This window comes from Streptomyces sp. NPDC030245, from assembly GCF_055572995.1.
On the sequence record NZ_JBVICF010000006.1, the window covers coordinates 275,248 to 292,216 of the forward strand.

Annotated in this window: 17 protein-coding genes; 3 read left to right on the forward strand and 14 right to left on the reverse strand. The window is 70.4% G+C overall.

Going from position 1 to position 16,969, the window contains the following annotated elements:
• Positions 1-199: 199 nt before the first annotated feature.
• Entirely contained in the window at positions 200-1,093 is an 894-nt protein-coding gene (locus tag ACZ4Z4_RS18725; RefSeq protein WP_468328160.1) for a zinc ribbon domain-containing protein, read from the forward strand.
• A 24-nt stretch (positions 1,094-1,117) separates the two neighbouring features.
• Here ACZ4Z4_RS18725 and ACZ4Z4_RS18730 read toward each other — a convergent pair whose 3' ends face one another.
• The 3 genes from ACZ4Z4_RS18730 to ACZ4Z4_RS18740 all read right to left on the reverse strand — a co-directional run bounded on the left by ACZ4Z4_RS18730 (position 1,118) and on the right by ACZ4Z4_RS18740 (position 4,192).
• Entirely contained in the window at positions 1,118-2,047 is a 930-nt protein-coding gene (locus tag ACZ4Z4_RS18730) for a pentapeptide repeat-containing protein (protein ID WP_468328162.1), read from the reverse strand.
• A gap of 182 nt (positions 2,048-2,229) precedes the next feature.
• Complete coding sequence (locus ACZ4Z4_RS18735) at positions 2,230-3,846, reverse strand: DEAD/DEAH box helicase (protein WP_468328164.1); 1,617 nt, start codon at positions 3,844-3,846, stop codon at positions 2,230-2,232.
• Positions 3,847-3,988: 142 nt separating this feature from the next.
• Complete coding sequence (locus tag ACZ4Z4_RS18740; protein WP_030362889.1) at positions 3,989-4,192, reverse strand: cold-shock protein; 204 nt, start codon at positions 4,190-4,192, stop codon at positions 3,989-3,991.
• A 356-nt stretch (positions 4,193-4,548) separates the two neighbouring features.
• Here ACZ4Z4_RS18740 and ACZ4Z4_RS18745 point away from each other — a divergent pair, with 356 nt between their 5' ends.
• A complete protein-coding gene (locus ACZ4Z4_RS18745; RefSeq protein ID WP_468328166.1) occupies positions 4,549-5,490 on the forward strand; it encodes a tyrosine-protein phosphatase in 942 nt (313 codons plus the stop codon).
• Positions 5,491-5,497: 7 nt separating this feature from the next.
• Here the strand turns inward: ACZ4Z4_RS18745 and ACZ4Z4_RS18750 are convergent, their stop codons facing one another.
• Positions 5,498-6,241, reverse strand: coding sequence for a VWA domain-containing protein (locus ACZ4Z4_RS18750; RefSeq protein ID WP_468328168.1), 744 nt, complete (start codon positions 6,239-6,241; stop codon positions 5,498-5,500).
• An 81-nt stretch (positions 6,242-6,322) separates the two neighbouring features.
• Between ACZ4Z4_RS18750 and ACZ4Z4_RS18755 the strand changes: the two genes are divergently transcribed.
• Entirely contained in the window at positions 6,323-7,054 is a 732-nt protein-coding gene (locus tag ACZ4Z4_RS18755) for an SDR family NAD(P)-dependent oxidoreductase (RefSeq protein WP_468328170.1), read from the forward strand.
• Between the two features lie 14 nt (positions 7,055-7,068).
• Here ACZ4Z4_RS18755 and ACZ4Z4_RS18760 read toward each other — a convergent pair whose 3' ends face one another.
• The 10 genes from ACZ4Z4_RS18760 to ACZ4Z4_RS18805 form a co-directional block, all read right to left on the reverse strand.
• Positions 7,069-7,446, reverse strand: coding sequence for a hypothetical protein (locus tag ACZ4Z4_RS18760; RefSeq protein WP_468328171.1), 378 nt, complete (start codon positions 7,444-7,446; stop codon positions 7,069-7,071).
• A 176-nt stretch (positions 7,447-7,622) separates the two neighbouring features.
• Positions 7,623-8,732, reverse strand: a complete 1,110-nt coding sequence (locus tag ACZ4Z4_RS18765) for a hypothetical protein (protein WP_468328173.1) — start codon at positions 8,730-8,732, stop codon at positions 7,623-7,625.
• A 32-nt stretch (positions 8,733-8,764) separates the two neighbouring features.
• Positions 8,765-8,992 carry a hypothetical protein gene (locus tag ACZ4Z4_RS18770; protein ID WP_468328174.1) on the reverse strand — a complete coding sequence of 76 codons (228 nt, stop codon included), beginning with the start codon at positions 8,990-8,992 and terminating at the stop codon, positions 8,765-8,767.
• A 63-nt stretch (positions 8,993-9,055) separates the two neighbouring features.
• Entirely contained in the window at positions 9,056-10,627 is a 1,572-nt protein-coding gene (locus tag ACZ4Z4_RS18775) for an MFS transporter (protein ID WP_468328176.1), read from the reverse strand.
• Between the two features lie 211 nt (positions 10,628-10,838).
• The gene (locus tag ACZ4Z4_RS18780) at positions 10,839-11,687 is read right to left on the reverse strand and encodes a carbohydrate ABC transporter permease (protein WP_468328178.1); all 849 of its coding nucleotides are present in this window, start codon (positions 11,685-11,687) and stop codon (positions 10,839-10,841) included.
• Positions 11,684-12,676, reverse strand: a complete 993-nt coding sequence (locus ACZ4Z4_RS18785) for a carbohydrate ABC transporter permease (protein ID WP_468328180.1) — start codon at positions 12,674-12,676, stop codon at positions 11,684-11,686. Before ACZ4Z4_RS18785 ends, ACZ4Z4_RS18780 begins: the two co-directional genes overlap by 4 nt.
• Before the next feature lie 47 nt (positions 12,677-12,723).
• A complete protein-coding gene (locus ACZ4Z4_RS18790; RefSeq protein WP_468328182.1) occupies positions 12,724-14,025 on the reverse strand; it encodes a sugar ABC transporter substrate-binding protein in 1,302 nt (433 codons plus the stop codon).
• A 187-nt stretch (positions 14,026-14,212) separates the two neighbouring features.
• Positions 14,213-15,022, reverse strand: a complete 810-nt coding sequence (locus tag ACZ4Z4_RS18795; RefSeq protein WP_468328184.1) for an AfsR/SARP family transcriptional regulator — start codon at positions 15,020-15,022, stop codon at positions 14,213-14,215.
• A 55-nt stretch (positions 15,023-15,077) separates the two neighbouring features.
• Positions 15,078-15,572, reverse strand: a complete 495-nt coding sequence (locus ACZ4Z4_RS18800) for a flavin reductase family protein (protein WP_468328186.1) — start codon at positions 15,570-15,572, stop codon at positions 15,078-15,080.
• 12 nt (positions 15,573-15,584) lie between these two features.
• On the reverse strand, positions 15,585-16,544 hold the full coding sequence (locus ACZ4Z4_RS18805) for an NAD-dependent epimerase/dehydratase family protein (RefSeq protein WP_468328188.1): 960 nt from the start codon (positions 16,542-16,544) through the stop codon (positions 15,585-15,587).
• Positions 16,545-16,969 lie beyond the last annotated feature (425 nt).

Here is a 16,969-nt window from a genome sequence, read left to right on the forward strand (position 1 = left end):
GGGGGGTTGTGGGGGGATTCACGCCTGGCTGGCATGAGCCCGCCAAAGCGCTGCCCCGGATTATGGAGATCGGTGTCCGCTCAGGACAAGGGGCGGTTTCCGGCCAAGGCGCCTCGCGCGGGCCCGTTCGCGAGACGCCGACGCCCTTACAGTGGAAGGCAGTTGTGCGGCCCGGTGGGCGGCGTCAGGAGGTGCGGACGTGACGGTCGGCGGCGGTCCAGTCGTGCACGGCTATCCCCACCTGGAGACCGTGCGCGCCGCCATCACCGCTCTCTACAAGCGCCTCTCGTACGACACCGTGCACACCTTCGACACCAGCGTCACCCCCGCCGACGTGGCCTTCGGCGACGAGGACGACCTGTACCTCGGCGCGCAGCGGGTGGCGCGCGAGATGGTGCGGCACCTGCGCCTCCCGGACGCACGGATGATCGTCAGCTTCCGCGAGATGGAGCACGCCGCGTTCGTCGAACTCGCGGCGGGCCCCGAGTACTTCATCGAGCTGAACGACCGCTTCCGCACCCATCGCAGGGACATCGGCGCGGCCCTCGCCCACGAGGTCATGCACGTGTATCTGCACCGGCTCGACCTGTCGTTCCCCGGCACGCGGGACAACGAGATCCTGACCGACACCGCCACCGCCTACCTGGGCGCGGGCTGGCTGCTGCTCGACGCCTACCGCGAGGACGGCGCCTCGTCGCAGAAGCTCGGCTACCTCACGCCGGAGGAGTTCGGCTACGTCCTGGCCAAACGGGCGCTGGCGTTCGGCGAGGCGCCGGAGACGTGGTTCACCAGCGCGCAGGCGTACACGGCGTACACGAAGGGGCTCGCCCAGGCCCGCCGTGACGAGCAGCAGCCGCCGCTGACGGCCGCGGGCTGGGCGGGGCGGCGGCGGTACGCGAAGGACCGGCGGTACGCGTGGGAGCACCGCGGCGCGGTCGAGGCGGGCGGGCCCTACTCGTTCTCCCTGGACGCCGGGACGCTGCGGGTGACGTTTCCCTGCCCCACCTGCCACCAGCGCATCCGGGTGCCGGCGCGGGGGCGTGTGCGGGTGCGGTGCACGCTGTGCCGGACGGTGGCGGAGTGCGATACGTAGCGGGCGGCGGCGGCCGCCGCGCGGTCAGTCCCGCGACCAGTGCCCGGGGCGGTCGAGCGAGTCGGACAGGCGCGTGCGGTCGTCGCCCCTCGCCGCATTGACCTGCGACTGGGTGAGGAAGAGCGCGCCGGTCAGGTCGGCGCCGCGCAGATCCGTGTCGCGGAGGTCCGCGCCGATCAGGTCGGCGGCCCGCAGGTCCGCGTCGCGCAGATCGGCCCCGATGAGGTACGCCCCGCGCAGGTCGGCCCCCTTGAGGTCGGCGCCCCTGAGCCGCGCGCCGATGAGGTCGGCACCGCGGCGGTTCTTCTTCGCGCCGCCCCTGCCACCGCCCTTGCCCCGCTTGCCGGCCTTGCCCTTACCGCTCTCCTGCTTGCCCTTCCCGTTCTCCTGGCCGAGGTGCTCGGCGCGGACGAGTTCGCTGGTGCGCAGGAGGAGCAGGTTGACGTGCTGGCGGTGGCCGGCCACGTCCGTCCCGACGACGGCGTCGGGGGTGCCCGTGGCCAGCCGCTCCGTCTCGGCGAGCGCGCGCTCCAGGTCGGCGGTGATCGGCCGGGTCTGCGGGAACGTCAGCGCCTCCGTCAGGTACCAGAGCAGTTCGTGGAGCTGCCGCATGACCGGGAAGACCTCGAACATCTGCCGGGCGGTGGCCGGATCCCGACGCCAGTCGCGGCCCCCGAAGGTGCCCTGGGAGACGCGCTGCCCCGCCCCGAAGCAGTCGTACACCGTGCAGCCCCGGTAGCCCTTGTCCCGGAGGTCGCGGTGGATGCCGCAGCGGAAGTCCGCCTTGAGGTTGGTGCACGGCTTGCCCGCGTCCTTGTTCACGGGAAAGTCCGAGGACGCGGAGAAGGTGAGTGCCACACAGCACAGCCCGAAACAGCTGCCGCAGTCGGCGCGCAGCGCGGCGCGGTCGTCTTCGAGCAGGGGCAGGGCGACGGGGTCGCGCTCCGGGGACATCGGGCGGGCTCCTTGGGGCCGGGTGGTGCGGATGGTGCGGGCGTTACGGGTGGTGCCGGTGGTGCGGGCGGCGCTACTGGCGATGCCAGTGATACCGGTGGTGCCGGTACGAGCAGGGCACCCGGTCATGTGGCGGGGAGGGCAAACTGCCTCCCCTCGCCACGCACCGGGCCCGCCCCGCGTCACGCCGCCGAGCGGCGGCCCCCCTGCTCCCCGCTGCCGGGACGGCCGCGGCGGGCGCGACCGCCGGTGGCGCCGCCGGCTGCACCGGCTCCGCCCCTGGCCTGACCGCCCTGTCCCTGCCCCTGGCGGGGCGTGCGGCGCTGGCCCTGTCCGCCGCCCTGCGCCAGCGCGCCGGCCCCGGCGCCTCCGCGCGGGCGACGGCGTCGCTGCGCGGGCGTCTTGGCCTGCTGCTGCGGCTGCGGCGTCTCGATGACGACCGGTACGCCCGACGGCTCCCGCGCACCGGTGATCCGCGCCAGCTCCTCGTCGGAGGAGGAGACGCGCGCCGTGTTCGGCCGGATCTCCGCGTCGGTCATGAGGCGCGTCATGTCGCGCTTCTCCTCGGGGAGCACGAGGGTCACGACGCTGCCCGACTCCCCCGCGCGCGCGGTGCGACCGCCGCGGTGGAGGTAGTCCTTGTGGTCGGCGGGCGGGTCGATGTTGACGACCAGGTCGAGGTCGTCGACGTGGATGCCACGCGCCGCGACGTTCGTCGCGATCAACGCGGTGACCTGGCCGTTCTTGAACTGGTCGAGCGTCCGGTTGCGCTGCGGCTGCGAACGTCCGCCGTGCAGTCCGGAGGCGCGCACGCCGTTGGCGAGCAGCCGCTTGGTGAAGCGGTCCACGGCCCGCTTGGTGTCCAGGAACATGATCACGCGGCCCTCGCGGGCGGCGATGCGCATGGCCACGGCCTTCTTGTCCGTCTCGTCCGCGACGTACAGGACGTGGTGCTCCATCGTCGTCACGGCGCCGGCCGACGGGTCGACGGAGTGCACGACGGGGTCGGTCAGGAACATCCGTACGAGCCGGTCGATGTTCTTGTCGAGCGTCGCCGAGAAGAGCATCGTCTGGCCGCCCTGGGCGACCTGCTTGAGCAACGCCGTGACCTGCGGCATGAAGCCCATGTCGGCCATCTGGTCGGCCTCGTCGAGGACCGTCGTGCGCACCTGCGACAGGTCGCAGTCGCCGCGCTCGATGAGGTCCTTGAGGCGGCCGGGGGTGGCCACGAGGATTTCGGCGCCGCGGCGCAGGGTCCCGGACTGGCGGCTGATCGACATGCCGCCGACGACCGTGGCCATGCGGAGGTTGACCGACGTCGCGTACGGCGTGAGGGCGTCCGTCACCTGCTGGGCCAGCTCGCGCGTGGGGACAAGGACCATGGCGAGCGGCGACTTCGACTCGGCGCGCCGGCCGGCCGTGCGGGCCAGCAGGGCGAGGCCGAAGGCGAGGGTCTTGCCGGAGCCGGTACGGCCGCGGCCGAGGATGTCGCGCCCGGCGAGGGAGTTGGGGAGGGTGGCCGCCTGGATCGGGAAGGGATCCGTGACGCCCTGGGCGGCCAGCGTCTTCAGGAGGGCCTCGGGCATGTCCAGATCGCCGAAGGTCTCGACGGCCGGCAGCGCGGGCGTGATGCTCTCGGGCAGCGCGAACTCGCCGCCCTGGACGGGCCTCGGCTTACGGCTTCCGGAATTCCGGCCGGAATTCGCGGAGCCCTTTGCCTGGCCGTGCGGCCTGCCCTTCCCTGCCGCGTGGGCGGGACGCTTGCGGGCGGGGCGTGCCGGACGTTCGGAGCGGTTCATGCAGTAGTGCCTTCCTGGTCGCTGGACTTCCGGACCTCTGAGCCGGTGCGGCTCTGGGCCCGGTCGGGCCCGATGACAGCGCAAGCCGAGGCCCGCACCTTCCGGTGCGGGCCTCGGCTGTGAGGTTCGCGCGCTGCGACGATCAGGCAGGAACGATGTTCTCGGCCTGGAGGCCCTTCTGGCCCTGCGTCACCTCGAAGGAGACCTTCTGGCCCTCGAGGAGCTCGCGGAAGCCGGAGGACGCGATGTTCGAGTAGTGGGCGAAGACGTCGGGGCCGCCGCCGTCCTGCTCGATGAAGCCGAAGCCCTTTTCCGAGTTGAACCACTTAACGGTGCCGGTTGCCATGTCAATCTCCTCAACAGGGGCAGTGAATGGGGAACCGCCGTATTGCGATTCTCCAGCGCTGCAATGAACCCCATCCGGAGAGAACCGGAATAAAACAATAATGCGCCCTCGGAGCATTCCCGTCAGGCGTACATAAAGTTCATGGGTACCAAAACTGCAACACATAACTTTAACACGCCCGCGGGTCCCGTTGTTCCCGGCCCGGTGAGACGTACGTCGCGCACCCCCGCGACCCGCGCCGCATGGGGGTGACGCACGCCCCTTCCCCCTTCGAGGGGCCCTCGCTACCTTCTACCAAACAATCGCTTGGTTGAGCCGATGAGCGGCCGGCACCCTGCCGGTGGGAAGGCGGACCGATGCGCATCTCCCGTACCCGTACCGCGACCGGACTGGCGGTCTCCGCGCTCGCCCTGGGCACCCTGCCCGCCTGGGCGGCCCCCGCCGCCCCCATCGTGCCCACAGTGCCGACGGCGCTCGCGGCCCCCGCCGCACCCCGGTACGCCTCCGACACCGTCCGCCACATCCCGCTCCAGGGCGCGGTCAACGTACGGGACGTCGGCGGCCACCGGACCTACGACGGCGAGCGGGTCCGCCACGGCCGGGTCTTCCGCGCCGACGCCCTCAGCGACCTCACCGACGCCGACCTCGACAGGGTCGCCGGGCTCGGCCTGACGAAGGTCATCGACTTCCGGGTGCCCGCCGAAGTGCGGTACGACGGCCCCGACCGGCTGCCCGCCGGGCTGGCCCCCACCGCACGGCCGATCACCGACAACGGCCTGTTCACCCAGCTCATCACCGCGATCGGCTCCCGGGACCCGGTCCGGCAGGAGGAGATGCTGGGCAACGGAAAGGCGGCCGCGTTCATGCGCGGCGTCTACCGCACGTTCGTCAGCGACGCCGCCAACCGCGCCCAGTTCGCGGCCACCCTGCGCGACATCGCCGACAGCCGCTCGCCGCTGCTCTACCACTGCACGGCGGGCAAGGACCGTACCGGCTGGACGACGTACCTCCTGCTGCGCCTGGTCGGCGTCCCCGGGCAGAGCGCCGTCGCCGACTACCTGGCCTCCAACACCTACCGGGCCGCGCACGACGCGAAACTGCGCGAGCAGCTCAAGCAGGGCGGCCTGATGCAGAACCCGGACCTGATCATCCCGCTCCAGGAGGTCCGCACCGAGTACCTCGACACGGCACTCGACGAGGCGACGCAGCGGTACGGCGGGTTCCAGGGCTATCTGACCAAGGGGCTCGGCCTGGACGCCCGCACCGTCCTGAAGCTGCGCGACCGCATGGTCGGCTAGCCCACTGTCACGACACGGCCCGGCCCACGATCCCGGCCGCCCGCGCCGCCGCGAGCCACGCGGGGAACTCCCCCACGAGCCGGTCGTACAGCTCGTCGTCCGGCACCGCGAGCGGGTCCTCGCCCGCGTGGAAGAAGCCCGCGTTGTCGACCGGGCGCTTGGCGGGGACGGCGAGTTCGTCGAGCTTGCGCAGGTAGTCGAACTGCTTGCTGTCCGGGTCGCCGAACCCGATGAACTGCCAGAACAGGGGAAGCCTCGCCGCCTTGCACAGATAGCGCTCGGCGGCGAGCTTGTTGACGGGACCTCCGTCGGTCTGGAAGACGACGAGAGCGGGCGCGGTGGAACCGCTGTCGGCCCTGTCGAGGTAGTGGTCGATGACGGCGTCCATCGCCAGGTGGTAACTGGTCCTGCCCATGTGCCCGAGGCCCGCGACGATCTCGTCGACCCGCCCGCGGTGGCTCTCCAGCGCGATGTCCGTCACCGCGTCGACGTCGGTGGAGAAGAAGACGGTGGGCACGACCCCGTCGTCGTCCAGGTGCGCGGAGAGGCCGAGGACCCGGTCGGCGAGCGCCTGGACGCTGCCGTCCTTGTAGTACGGCTTCATGGAACCGGAGTAGTCCACGACGAGGTAGACGGCCGCCCGCTCCCCGTCCAGACCGTGTCTGCGCAGCGTGGCCCCGGCGCTCTTGTACAGGCTGACCAGGGCCGGCGCCGAGTCCTCCACCTTGCGCAGACCGATCGCGGATCCCATGTCCCGCCCCGCCCTTCCACCTTGCACATATGACTGCTAGACACATGCCGATTCGGCACGTACGGACGTACGGAGGATGGCATGAACCACGGCCTGGCAGGCAAGGTCGTCCTCATCACCGGGGCCGGGCGCGGGCAGGGCGCCGCGGAGGCGCGGCTCTTCGCGGCGGCCGGGGCGCGGGTCGTGGTCACGGACGTGCGGGAGGAGGAGGGCCGCGAGGTGGCCCGTTCGCTGGGGTGCCAGGGGCTGTTCGTACGCCATGACATCGCCGATGCGGAGAGCTGGGCGGCGGCGGTGGCCGGCGGGCTCGGCGCCTTCGGGCGGCTCGACGTCCTGGTGAACAACGCCGCGCTGTGGCGGACGGCGTCCGTGGAGGACGAGACGTACGAGAACTTCGAGGCCTTGCTCCGGGTGAATCTCCTCGGGCCGTTCCTGGGCATCCAGGCGGTGCTGCCCGCGCTGAAGGAGGCGGGCGGCGGCTCGGTGGTGAACGTGTCGTCGACGGCGGGCCTGGTCGGCATCCCGGGTCACGCGGCGTACGGCTCGACGAAGTTCGGACTGCGGGGGCTGACCCGCTCGGCGGCGCTGGACCTGGCGAAGTACCGGGTGCGGGTCAACTCCGTGCATCCGGGGGCGGTCGACACCCCGATGATCTCCGCGGCCTCCGCCGGGCGGGACTGGTCGCATCTGCCGCTGGGCAGGATGGGCCGCCCGGAGGAGGTCGGCGAGGTGGTGCTGTTCCTGGCGTCGGACGCGTCGTCGTACGTCACGGGGGCGGAGTTCACCGTGGACGGCGGTTCGACGACGGGGTGAGTGCCCCGCGGGTCCTACAGGTCGCGGGTGCTCGCGGGCCAGAGGCGGTCGTAGAAGTAGACCGAGCGGAGCTTGAGGCGGTCCTTGGCGGGCTTCCCGTGCGGCTTCAGGGTCCAGGAGTCGCCGCCGCAGCCCGGGTCCTCGAACACCTTCGCCCAGGCGTCGGTGTCGTTGTACGGGGCGAACGCGGGCTTGGAGGTGTCCTCGTCCACGACCTCGGGGAGGGTGATGCAGGCGGGGCTCGACGGGTGGTGGAGGGTGGCGTACCGGACCTTGCCGCCGTCGACGAACTTGTAGTGGAAGGCGCCGCCGGTGGCGCTCGCGGAGGTCGGCAGGGTGACGGTGAGGGCGAGCGCGCCGAGGAGGGCGGCGACGGTGTGGCGAGGGCGCATATGACCTTTTTCCGTACGGGCGCCGGGCGCGGGCCCGGCGGCTTGGAGGGGTGACCGGACCCGTACGGGAGTTGACGGGTCCGGCTGCGCCTTCCCCGGTCCGCGCCCCGTTCATGCGGGGTGTCACCCGCGCGGGGCCGCCACACCGGTGCCGCGTCCGCCGTGTGGCGTACCCGTCAGGGTTGGTGACCGGTCTGCTCCTGGAACGCCGGCAGCGCGAGGATCCGCGTCTTCGCCCCGTCGTCCATCAGCTCGACGAGCGGCAGGACCGACTCCCACAGGTCCCGCTCGTCGACCTCCCTGGCGAGCGCGTCCAGGTCGGGTCCGGGCAGGGCTCCCGCGGTGTCGGCGACGGTCTTGCGGGAGTCGGCGGGGAGGGCGTCCACGAGCGGCAGGAAATCGGCCCACAGACCGGTGGCGACGACCGCGCGCACGGCGGCGGAGAGTACGTCCGCGCCGCGCAGGGACGGCAGTCCGGCCACCGTGCGGCGCTCCGCCTCGCTCAGCAGCGCGACCAGGGGCAGCAGGGACTCCCACAGGTCCTGCTCCGTCACCGTCCCGACGAGCGTGTCGAGCCGGTCCTGCGGCTGTCCGGCGGCGAGTGAGGCGATGCGGCTCCGCTGTTCGCCGGTCACCATGCCGGCGACGGCCAGCGCCTCGGGCCACAGGCCGTCGGCGGACGCCGTACCGATGACCGACGCGAGCCGGTCCGCGCCCATCAGGTCGACGATGTGGCCGAGCCGTTCGGGCACGTCGACGGCGAAGCCCGTGCCGAGGACGGTGGCGTCGTCGACCTGCGGCAGGATGCGGCGCAGCGCGGAGTCGGACAGGTGGCCGACGAAGCGGCCCATCGTGAGGTGGTCGCCGCGCTCGGCGAGCGCGAGGGCGATGCGTACGACGAGGTCCTCGTCGAGCCGGTCGACGATGCCCTTGATCCGGCGCGGGTCGAGGTGTGCGCACGACCGGGCGGTGAAGGAGACCGGCAGTTTCTCGATGATGTCGGCGGCGCGCCCGGGTTCGAGGCGTCCGGCGACGGCGGCGGCCAGGCGCGGGCCGAGTGCTTTCTGGGAGATGGCGGCGGCGACGCCCGCGGGTACCAGTCTCGTCGCGGCGGCGATCCGGTCGAGCATGTCGGGCGACCGGTCGAAGAGGGCCGCGACGGTCTGGGCGCGGAAGTGGCGTACGTCGTCGGCGGGCAGGTCCTGGAGGAAGGTGAGCGTCTCGGGTGCGACGTCGAGCAGGTGGGCGATCTTGCGGGTCTCGGCTCTGCCGCGCAGCTTGTCCATGGCCGGCTCCTCGCTCCTGTCGGCTTGCGTGGCTAGCGGAAGAGGATCCGGCGGACGGGGCCGCGGGCCAGGGCGGGTACGAATTTCAGCGCGTCCTCCGCGGCTTCGTCGAGGCCGGCGGCCCGGCTCTCGCGCTGTCGCTCCAGCGCGTCGGCCAGGGCCGCCAGCTGCTGCGGCGTCAGGCGGTCGAAGGATCGCGGTGGTTCGTCGCGCAGCTCGGTGGCGAGCCGTTCGCGTTGCTGCCGTGCTTCGGTGCCCATGTCGCCTCCCGGGGACGGTCCCTCGGCTGCATCCGGGTCCCGAGAGTGGCGCCGAATTGACTTTTAGTCAATACGGGCGGGGGTGCGGGTCTCCTCGGGGTCCGGCTCCGGTGCCGGGCCCTGCTTCGCTCCGGCGGCGGGCAGGGCGATCAGCAGGACCACCGCTCCGAGGAGCGCGATGCCCGCGATCCAGCCCGCGCCGACGTGCATGGCGTGGAGGAACGCGTCATCGGCGGCCCGCGCGAGAGCGGGCCGGTCGACTGCTGCGGCGACGTGGCGGGCCTGTTCGGCGGAGACCCGGGCCTGTTCCCGCACCGGCCCGGGCGCGTCCGCCAGCGACGGTTCGATCGCACGCCGGTAGATGATCGACATGATCGTGCCGCCGACCGCGATGCCGATCACGCTGCCGGTCTGCCGCACGGTGTTGGTGACGGCCGATCCCGCGCCGGCCTGCTCCAGCGGCAGGTTGCCGAGCAGTGCGGCCGTCACGGGACCGATCACCATGCCGATCGCGAGGCCCTGCACCAACAGCAGGAGCTCGATCCAGAGGAGGGGGGTGTGCAGTCCGAGGAACCCGTAACCGCCCATGGTCAGCGCGGCCACGGTCATCGCCGGCACGGCGACGGGGCGCAGCGAGAGGCGGCGGACCAGGCGCGAGGCGAGGGGCGCCGCCGCGAGCGCGCCGACCGCGGTCGGAATATTGGAAAGACCCGCCTTCATCGGCGAGAAACCCAGCGCACCTTGCAGATAGAAGGCGTTGTAGAACGTAATGGCGGCCACACCGAACAGCAGCAGTCCGAGCGCCACATTGCCGCCACCGAACGTGCGGTGTGCGAGCAGTCGCGGGTCGAAGCTGGGCACCTTGACCCGCAGTTCCACGAGGATGAATACGGCCAGCAGAACGAGTCCGGCGGCGATCGGCACCCAGACGTCGGTGCGGCTCCACGCCGCCACCTGCCCCGCCCGGATCAGACCGTAGGCCAGCGCGATGAGTCCGCTGATCGACAGCAGCATTCCGGCGGGGTCGAGCGGCCGCGGAGTGGGGCTGCGGAAATTCGGCACCAGTACGGCGAGCGCGACCAGCGCCAGTACCGCGACCGGGACGTTGATCAGGAAGACCGAGCCCCACCAGAAATGGTCGAGCAGGAACCCGGCGAGGACCGGTCCTGCGGCCATTCCGACACCGGCCGAGGTCGAGAAGATGCCGATCGCGGCGGCCCGCGCGGGGCCGGTGAAGGTCCACATGAGGATGGCCATCATCGCGGGCGTGATCAGTGCGCTGCCGATGCCCATCGCGGCTCGCGCAGCGATCAGCCGGTCCACGTCGCCGGCGTACGCCGCCCACAGCGAGGCCCCGGCGAAGATCACGAGCCCGCTGAAGAACACGGTCCGGTGCCCGAACCGGTCGCCCAACGCGCCCGCGGTGAACATCAAGGTGGCGAAGGCCAGGGTGTACGCACCGGTCGCCCATTGCAGCTGACCGGGATCGGCCCCCAGTCCGCGGGCCGGGTCCGCGAGGGTTTCCAGCGTGGTGCTGAGGACCGTGTTCTCCAGCCAGATCAGCAGTGAACACACCATGAGAGCGGCAAGAATCAACCGCTGCCTGGATTTGGGCAGCGTCGGAGGCATGGTCATGAATTCCCTCGGGATATCGACCGGCAGGCTCTGGAACGACTGGACCATAAGCAAAATCGACGACGCCGCCAAATTTGCGTGCCGATTCATCCTGTGCCCTACCGGGAATTTGCAAGGTGCCGAATTTCATGCCCCTCAAAAAAGCGGAAGGTGTACGGGGGTCCCCGTACACCTTCCGCGCGCGCGGTTGTCAGGCGTCAGCCGTCGGTCGTCAGCCCTTGACGGCTCCCGCCGCCAGGCCCGAGCCCAGCTTCCTGTGCACGATCACGAAGAAGATCATCACCGGCACGGTGACCAGCGTGGAGCTGGCCATGACCGGGCCCCACGCCGTGGAGTTCTCACCGAAGAACTGGTAGATGCCCACGGCCGCCGTGTACTTGTCGCTGCCCTTCATGAAGGTGTACGCGAAGACGAACTCGTTCCACGCCGTGATGAAGGCGAAGATCGAGGTGGCGACGAGGCCCGGTGCGACCAGCGGGAGCAGCACCGACCAGAACATCCGCGGCCAGGAGGCCCCGTCGATGTAGGCGGCCTCCTCGACCTCCTTGGGGACGGTGGCGACGAAGCCGCGCAGCGTCCAGATGGCGAAGGGCAGCGAGAGGGCGATGTAGACGATGCTCAGGCCGAGCAGGGAGTTGAGCATGTCGTAGTCCCGCATCTGGATGAAGAGCGGGATGACCAGGGCCTCCAGCGGCACCATCTGCACGATCAGGATCATGATCAGCACGGAGGTGCGGAAGCGGAACTTGAAGCGGGCCACCGCGATGGCGGCGAAGAGCGAGAGCAGCGCGGCCGCGACGATCGTGGCGAGGCCGACGAGCGCCGAGTTCAGCAGGTACGTGCCGAAGTTGCCCTTGTCGAAGACGAACTCGAAGTGTTCGAGGCTGACGCCGCTGGGCAGGACGTCCGAGCCGCGCAGCGACGCCTTCGGGTCGAGCGCCGTCGAGATCATCCAGTAGACGGGGAACAGGGTGAACAGGAGGAGCCCGACGACCGCGGCCGGCAGGCCGATGCGCGAGGCGAGCGTGGTGCGGCGGGTCGTTTTCACAGTCGTTTTCACAGGTCCTCCTCCCCCTGCCGGAACAGCGTGCGGATGTAGACGACGGTGATGACGAGGAGCAGCACGGTGAGCAGGACCGCGGCCGCGGCGCCGGTGCCGTAGTCGTTCTTGGCGAAGGCCTGGATGTAGGAGAAGACGCCGAGGTTGTAGACGTCCTCGTTGGAGCCGTCGCCGCCGGGTTGCAGATAGACCTGGGTGAAGACCTTGAAGTCCCAGATGGTGGAGAGGATGGTCACCACGAGGAAGACCGGCTTGATGGTCGGCACGGTGATGTTCCAGAACCGCTGCCAGGCGTTGGCGCCGTCCAGCTCGCCCGCTTCGTAGAGCTCCTTGGGGATCGTCAGGAGTCCCGCGAGGACGGTGATGGCGACGAACGGGAAGCCGTGGTGGATGACGTTGAGCGTGGCGATGGCGTAGAACGGGCCGCGCTCGGTGAACCAGTTGGTGGTCTCGGGGTCGATGAGGCCGACCGAGCCCGCGATCTGGCTGACCATGCCCTCCTGCGGCTGGAAGAGCCAGATCCAGACGTACGTCCCCGTCACCGCGGGCATGGCCCAGGCGGCGAGGATCGCGATGGAGCAGATCATCCGCCAGGTGCTGCCGAGCCGGTTGAGGAGCAGCGCGACGAGGGTGCCGAGTGCGACGGTGAGGCCGACGCAGGCGAAGGCGAAGAAGACGGTGTTGGGCAGGACCGTCTTCCACAGCAGGCTGCTGGAGAGCAGGTCGGTGTAGTGGTCGAAGCCGGTGAACGTCCCGGTGCCGCCGCCGAACTTGACCTCGTAGTCCTGGAGGGAGAGCTTGCCGACCTGGATCAGCGGCCAGAGCAGCAGGCCCGCGAGGACCACGAGGGAGGGGGCGAGGAGGAGCCAGGGACGGGTGAGGTTGATCAGTTTCTTGCGACGGAGCGCCGCCTCGGCCGTGCCGTCCGGCCGCCGGGGGGCGCGGCGGACCGGGGTCTCCGGTCCGTCGCTGACGAGCGTGTCTTTCACGGTAAGTCCTTCACAGTGCCGAACTCGCCTTGCCTACTCGCCGTTGCCTACTCGTCCTTGGCGAAGATGGCGTCCATGTCCTTGGCGGCCTTGTCCGCCGCTTCCTTGACGGACGCCTTGCCGGTGAGGATCGACTGGACCATGCCGGGGATGACCTTGGAGGCCTGGATCTCGCCGTACGCCTCGGTCTTGGGGACGGTGGCGCCGGCCTCCAGCATCTGCTTGGCGAACGGCTCGACCAGCGGGTCCTTCTTCGCCTCGATCTTCTTCAGCTCGGAGTTCTGGCCGGGGAAGTAGTTGGTCTGCTCGGCCCACTTGGCGGCGAACTCGCCGGTGGTCACCAGCTTCACGAACTCCCAGGCGAGGGCCTGCTTGTCGGTCTTGAACGTGGAGAGGTAGGAGCCGCCGAGGAAGGACTTGCTCATGCCGCCGTTCCGGCCGGGGATCGGGACCGCGGCGAGCTTGCCCTTGAGGTCGGGGTTGTTGTCGACGATGGCCTTCGGGGTCCAGTTGCCGCCGATGGCCATGGCGACCTCGCCCTTGTTCCAGGCGTCGCCGACCTCCTTCTCGGTCCAGGTGTTGACCTTGGCCGGGGAGACCTTGTCCTTGGTGGCGAGGCCGGTGTAGAACTCGATGCCCTTGATCGCCTCGGGCGAGTTGATGCCGGACTTCCACTTGCCGCCGGACTCGGTGGCGAGCTCACCGCCCGCGCCCCAGACGAAGGGGGCCGCGAACATCTCCGCGCCGCCCGCCACCGGGAAGGAGACGAGCTTCGGCTCCTTCTCCTTGAGCGTCTTGGCGGTCGCCCGGAGCTCCTGCCAGGTGGTCGGGGCCTTCAGGCCGTGCTTCTCGAAGATGTCCTTGCGGTAGACGATCGAGCGCACGCCCGCGTACCAGGGCATGCCGTACTGCTTGCCGTCGAGCGTGCCGGCGTCCTTGAGGCCCTCGACGAGGTCGTCGCCGAGGCCCGACTTCTTGACCTCGTCGGTGACGTCGATGAGCGCGTCCGTCTTGGCGAACTGCGGCACCCAGGTGGTGCCGACCTCGGCGACGTCGGGCACCTGGTCCTCGCCGCCCTCGATGGCGGTCGTGAACTTCTTCTGCGCGGTGGCCCACTGCTGGTACTCGACCTTGATCTTGGCGCCGGTCTTCTTCTCGAAGGCGTCGCCGGCCTCCTTGAAGAACGGCCGCGCGTCGGGGTTGGTCCCCTCCATGATCCATACGGTGAGGGTCTTGCCCTTGCCGTCGGTGGCGTTGCCGCCCTCGTCGCCGTCATCGCCGCCGCATGCCGTGGCGGTCAGTCCGAGACTCATGGCGATACAACCAGCGGCGATGACACGTCGATTCATGCCGGCCCCTCCATATTCCGATTGGTGGGAGCGATTGTGGTCACACACGGTGGAGGTGGTCCAGACCCGTTGGGATAAGCGGCCGAACCGTGATGAGGGTTGCGGGTGACGCAACATACGCTCATACCATTGCGCCCCACGCAACGCATCCGTTGCGTGGGGCGCCGTTTTCGACGGGTCCGTCCGGCTACGGCATGTCGATCGACGTACTGGAGGCCAGGACGGCCTGGTGGAGGTTGTGGACCCACGGCGAGGTCTCCAGGCCGAGGTCCCGCCGCAGGGCGCGGTGCAGTTTCTGAAGGACGTCCAGCGCCTGCACCCGCCGCCCGGAGCGGTAGAGGGCGAGGGTCAGCTTGGCGTGCAGGTGCTCGCGCGTCGGGTGCTCGACCGCCAGGGCGCTGAGCTCCCCGATGAGTTCACGGTGGCGGCCCAGCCGCAGGTCGGCGTCGATCCGGTGCTCCTGGGCGGTGACCCGCTCCTCCTCCAGATGGACGACGTGCGGGCGCAGCACCGGGCCGTGCCGCACATCCGCGAGCGCGGGTCCCCGCCACAGGTTCAGGGCCTCGGCCAGCAGGTCGGAGGCCTTGCGGTCGTCCGTCTTGAGGAGTTCCTTGCCGGTGCGCAGGAGTCCGGTGAACTTCTCGGTGTCCAGATCACCGGGACGGGTGACGAACAGATATCCGCCGTCCCGGGTCTCCAATATGTTCCGTGCGGCCGGCAGGCTGCCCACCCCCGGCACGCTCTTGAGGGCGTGCCGGAGCTGGAGTATGTGGGACTGGAGCGTGGCGCGGGCGGCGTCCGGCGGGTCCTCGCCCCAGAGCTCGGTGACGCAGGTCTGGATGGGTACCACCCGGTTGGAATTGAGCAGGAGCAGGGCGAGCAACTGACGTTGTTTTGGTGCCGTAGGAATGTATGACTTACCCCCGTCATTCATTTCCAGCGATCCGAGAACCTGGAACTGCATAGTCAACACACCCTTCATCAGGCCCGCCCACATCCCCCGGGGGCGGGACCCTTGCCTCTGAATTCTGACAGAAATCAGAAGCAGCGGGTCAATTCCCGACAGGACTTTCACATATGAGTTTCGTGAAACGTCCGCGGTGAAATACGAGCGGAGCATTCCGCTCCGCCGCGCCCCCGTCCACCGTCTCGGCGATGACGAGTTCGTGGTCCCCGGCCGGGTGTACGGCCGAGACACGGCAGTCCAGCCAGGCGAGCGCGTCGCCGGGCACCGGATGGCCGGCGGGGGTGCGGGCCCACTCCCGCCCGGAGAAGCGCTCCGCGCCGGGGGTGCTGAACGACCGGCAGAGCTCCTCGTGCTCTTCCCCGAGGATCGAGACCGCGAATGCGTCGGACCGCAGGAGCGCGGTCAGGGTCGGCGATCCCGTGCGGACGCAGAGAGAAATGAGCGGAGGTTCGAGCGAGACCGAGGTGAAGGAATTCACGGCCATGCCCATGGGAACACCGCCCGGCGGTTGCAGAGTGAGCAGCACCACTCCCGTGGCGAACCGCCCGAGTATGTCGCGGAAAGGATGCTTCTCCAGCATCGGCCGTCCTTTCTAACGGTTCGGTGTGCTCGCGCCGAGTTCGGCGGCGAACCCCTCGCGCCAGCTCGCGCGGGACGGCCGCCAGCCGAGCCGGCGGGCGGCCAGGCCGTTGTCCGCGCCCTGGAGTTCGTTCATGAAGGCCACGCCGTAGGGCCCGATCATCGGACGCACCAGCCAGACGGGGACGCGCATCGGGGCCTTCGCGCCGAGCACGCGCGCGAGCTCCGGCAGCCAGACCGAGACCGGCGCCGGGTCGTCGTCGACGATGTTGTACGTGGCGCCGCGCACCACGTCCTCCTCGCCCTCCAGGGCCTTGAGGACGGCGACCGCCGCGTCCTGGGCGTGGAGGAAGGAGAAGACGGCGTTGCCCTCGCCGACCAGCGGCAGCATCCGCTTGCGGACCTGCCGGGTGAAGTTCCCGTCGTGGTCGAAGGCGGAACCGGGCCCGTACAGGTGGCCGAAGCGCAGGACGGTGCCGCCCTCGCCGGTCGTGCGCTCCTCCAGCTCCCGCAACGCCCCGACGACGGGCCGGAACTGCTCCGGTCCCGTCGTCCACAGGGGGGACGTCTCGTCCCGCAGGCCGCCCTCGGGGGCCGGCCGGTACCCGAAGGCGACGCTCTCGCCCACCATGCGCCGGACGCCCGCCGCCTTGGCCGCCTCGACGAGGTTGCGGGTGCCCCGGGTGCGCAGCAGGTTCGTCGCGGCGAAGTCCCGGTCGAGACGGCGGGAGTCGACCTTCTTGGGGATCGCGGTGAGGAGGTTCACGACCGCCTCCGGCTCGGCCCGCGCGACCGCGGCGGACAGCCCGGCCGCGTCCAGGGCGTCGGCGCGGACCGCCCGCACCCCGCTGCCCGACGCGGCGGCGCGCTCCGGGTTGCGGGCGAGAGCGATCACCTCGTGTCCGTTGTCCGCCAGCAGACCGGTCAGCTGCCGGCCGATGACACCAGTGGCACCGGCGACCAGAACGCGCATGTCTTACTCCTTGACTTCGATGACGTGAAGCGCGGGGAGCGGCACCGCACCCTGAGCGGCCCTCCCCCGGGCGGCTGCCGGCCGGGTCCGGGTCGTGGCCCTTGACGACCCCGGCGGCCTCGGCGTGCACGGGACGCCGACCCTTCGATTTGCTTCACAGTAGCCAACCTCCGCCGGATGCTCCCAGGTTCGTGTCACTGGTTTCAGCCGAGTCCACGCAGGCACGAGCGAAACTCCAGACTCCGGCCCATAGGGCCGTGCCAGGGCGGGAAACGGCGCTCCGCACCGCCCGTGACGAGCCGTCATGACACGCTGTGCGCGCCTCCTCGGCGTTCCGTGAGCATGCCCCCGCACCCCTGCTCACCAGCGAAGGCGCGGTCCCGGGACGGCCCGCGGAGCCGCCCCGGGCGTTGCTCAAGCGATCC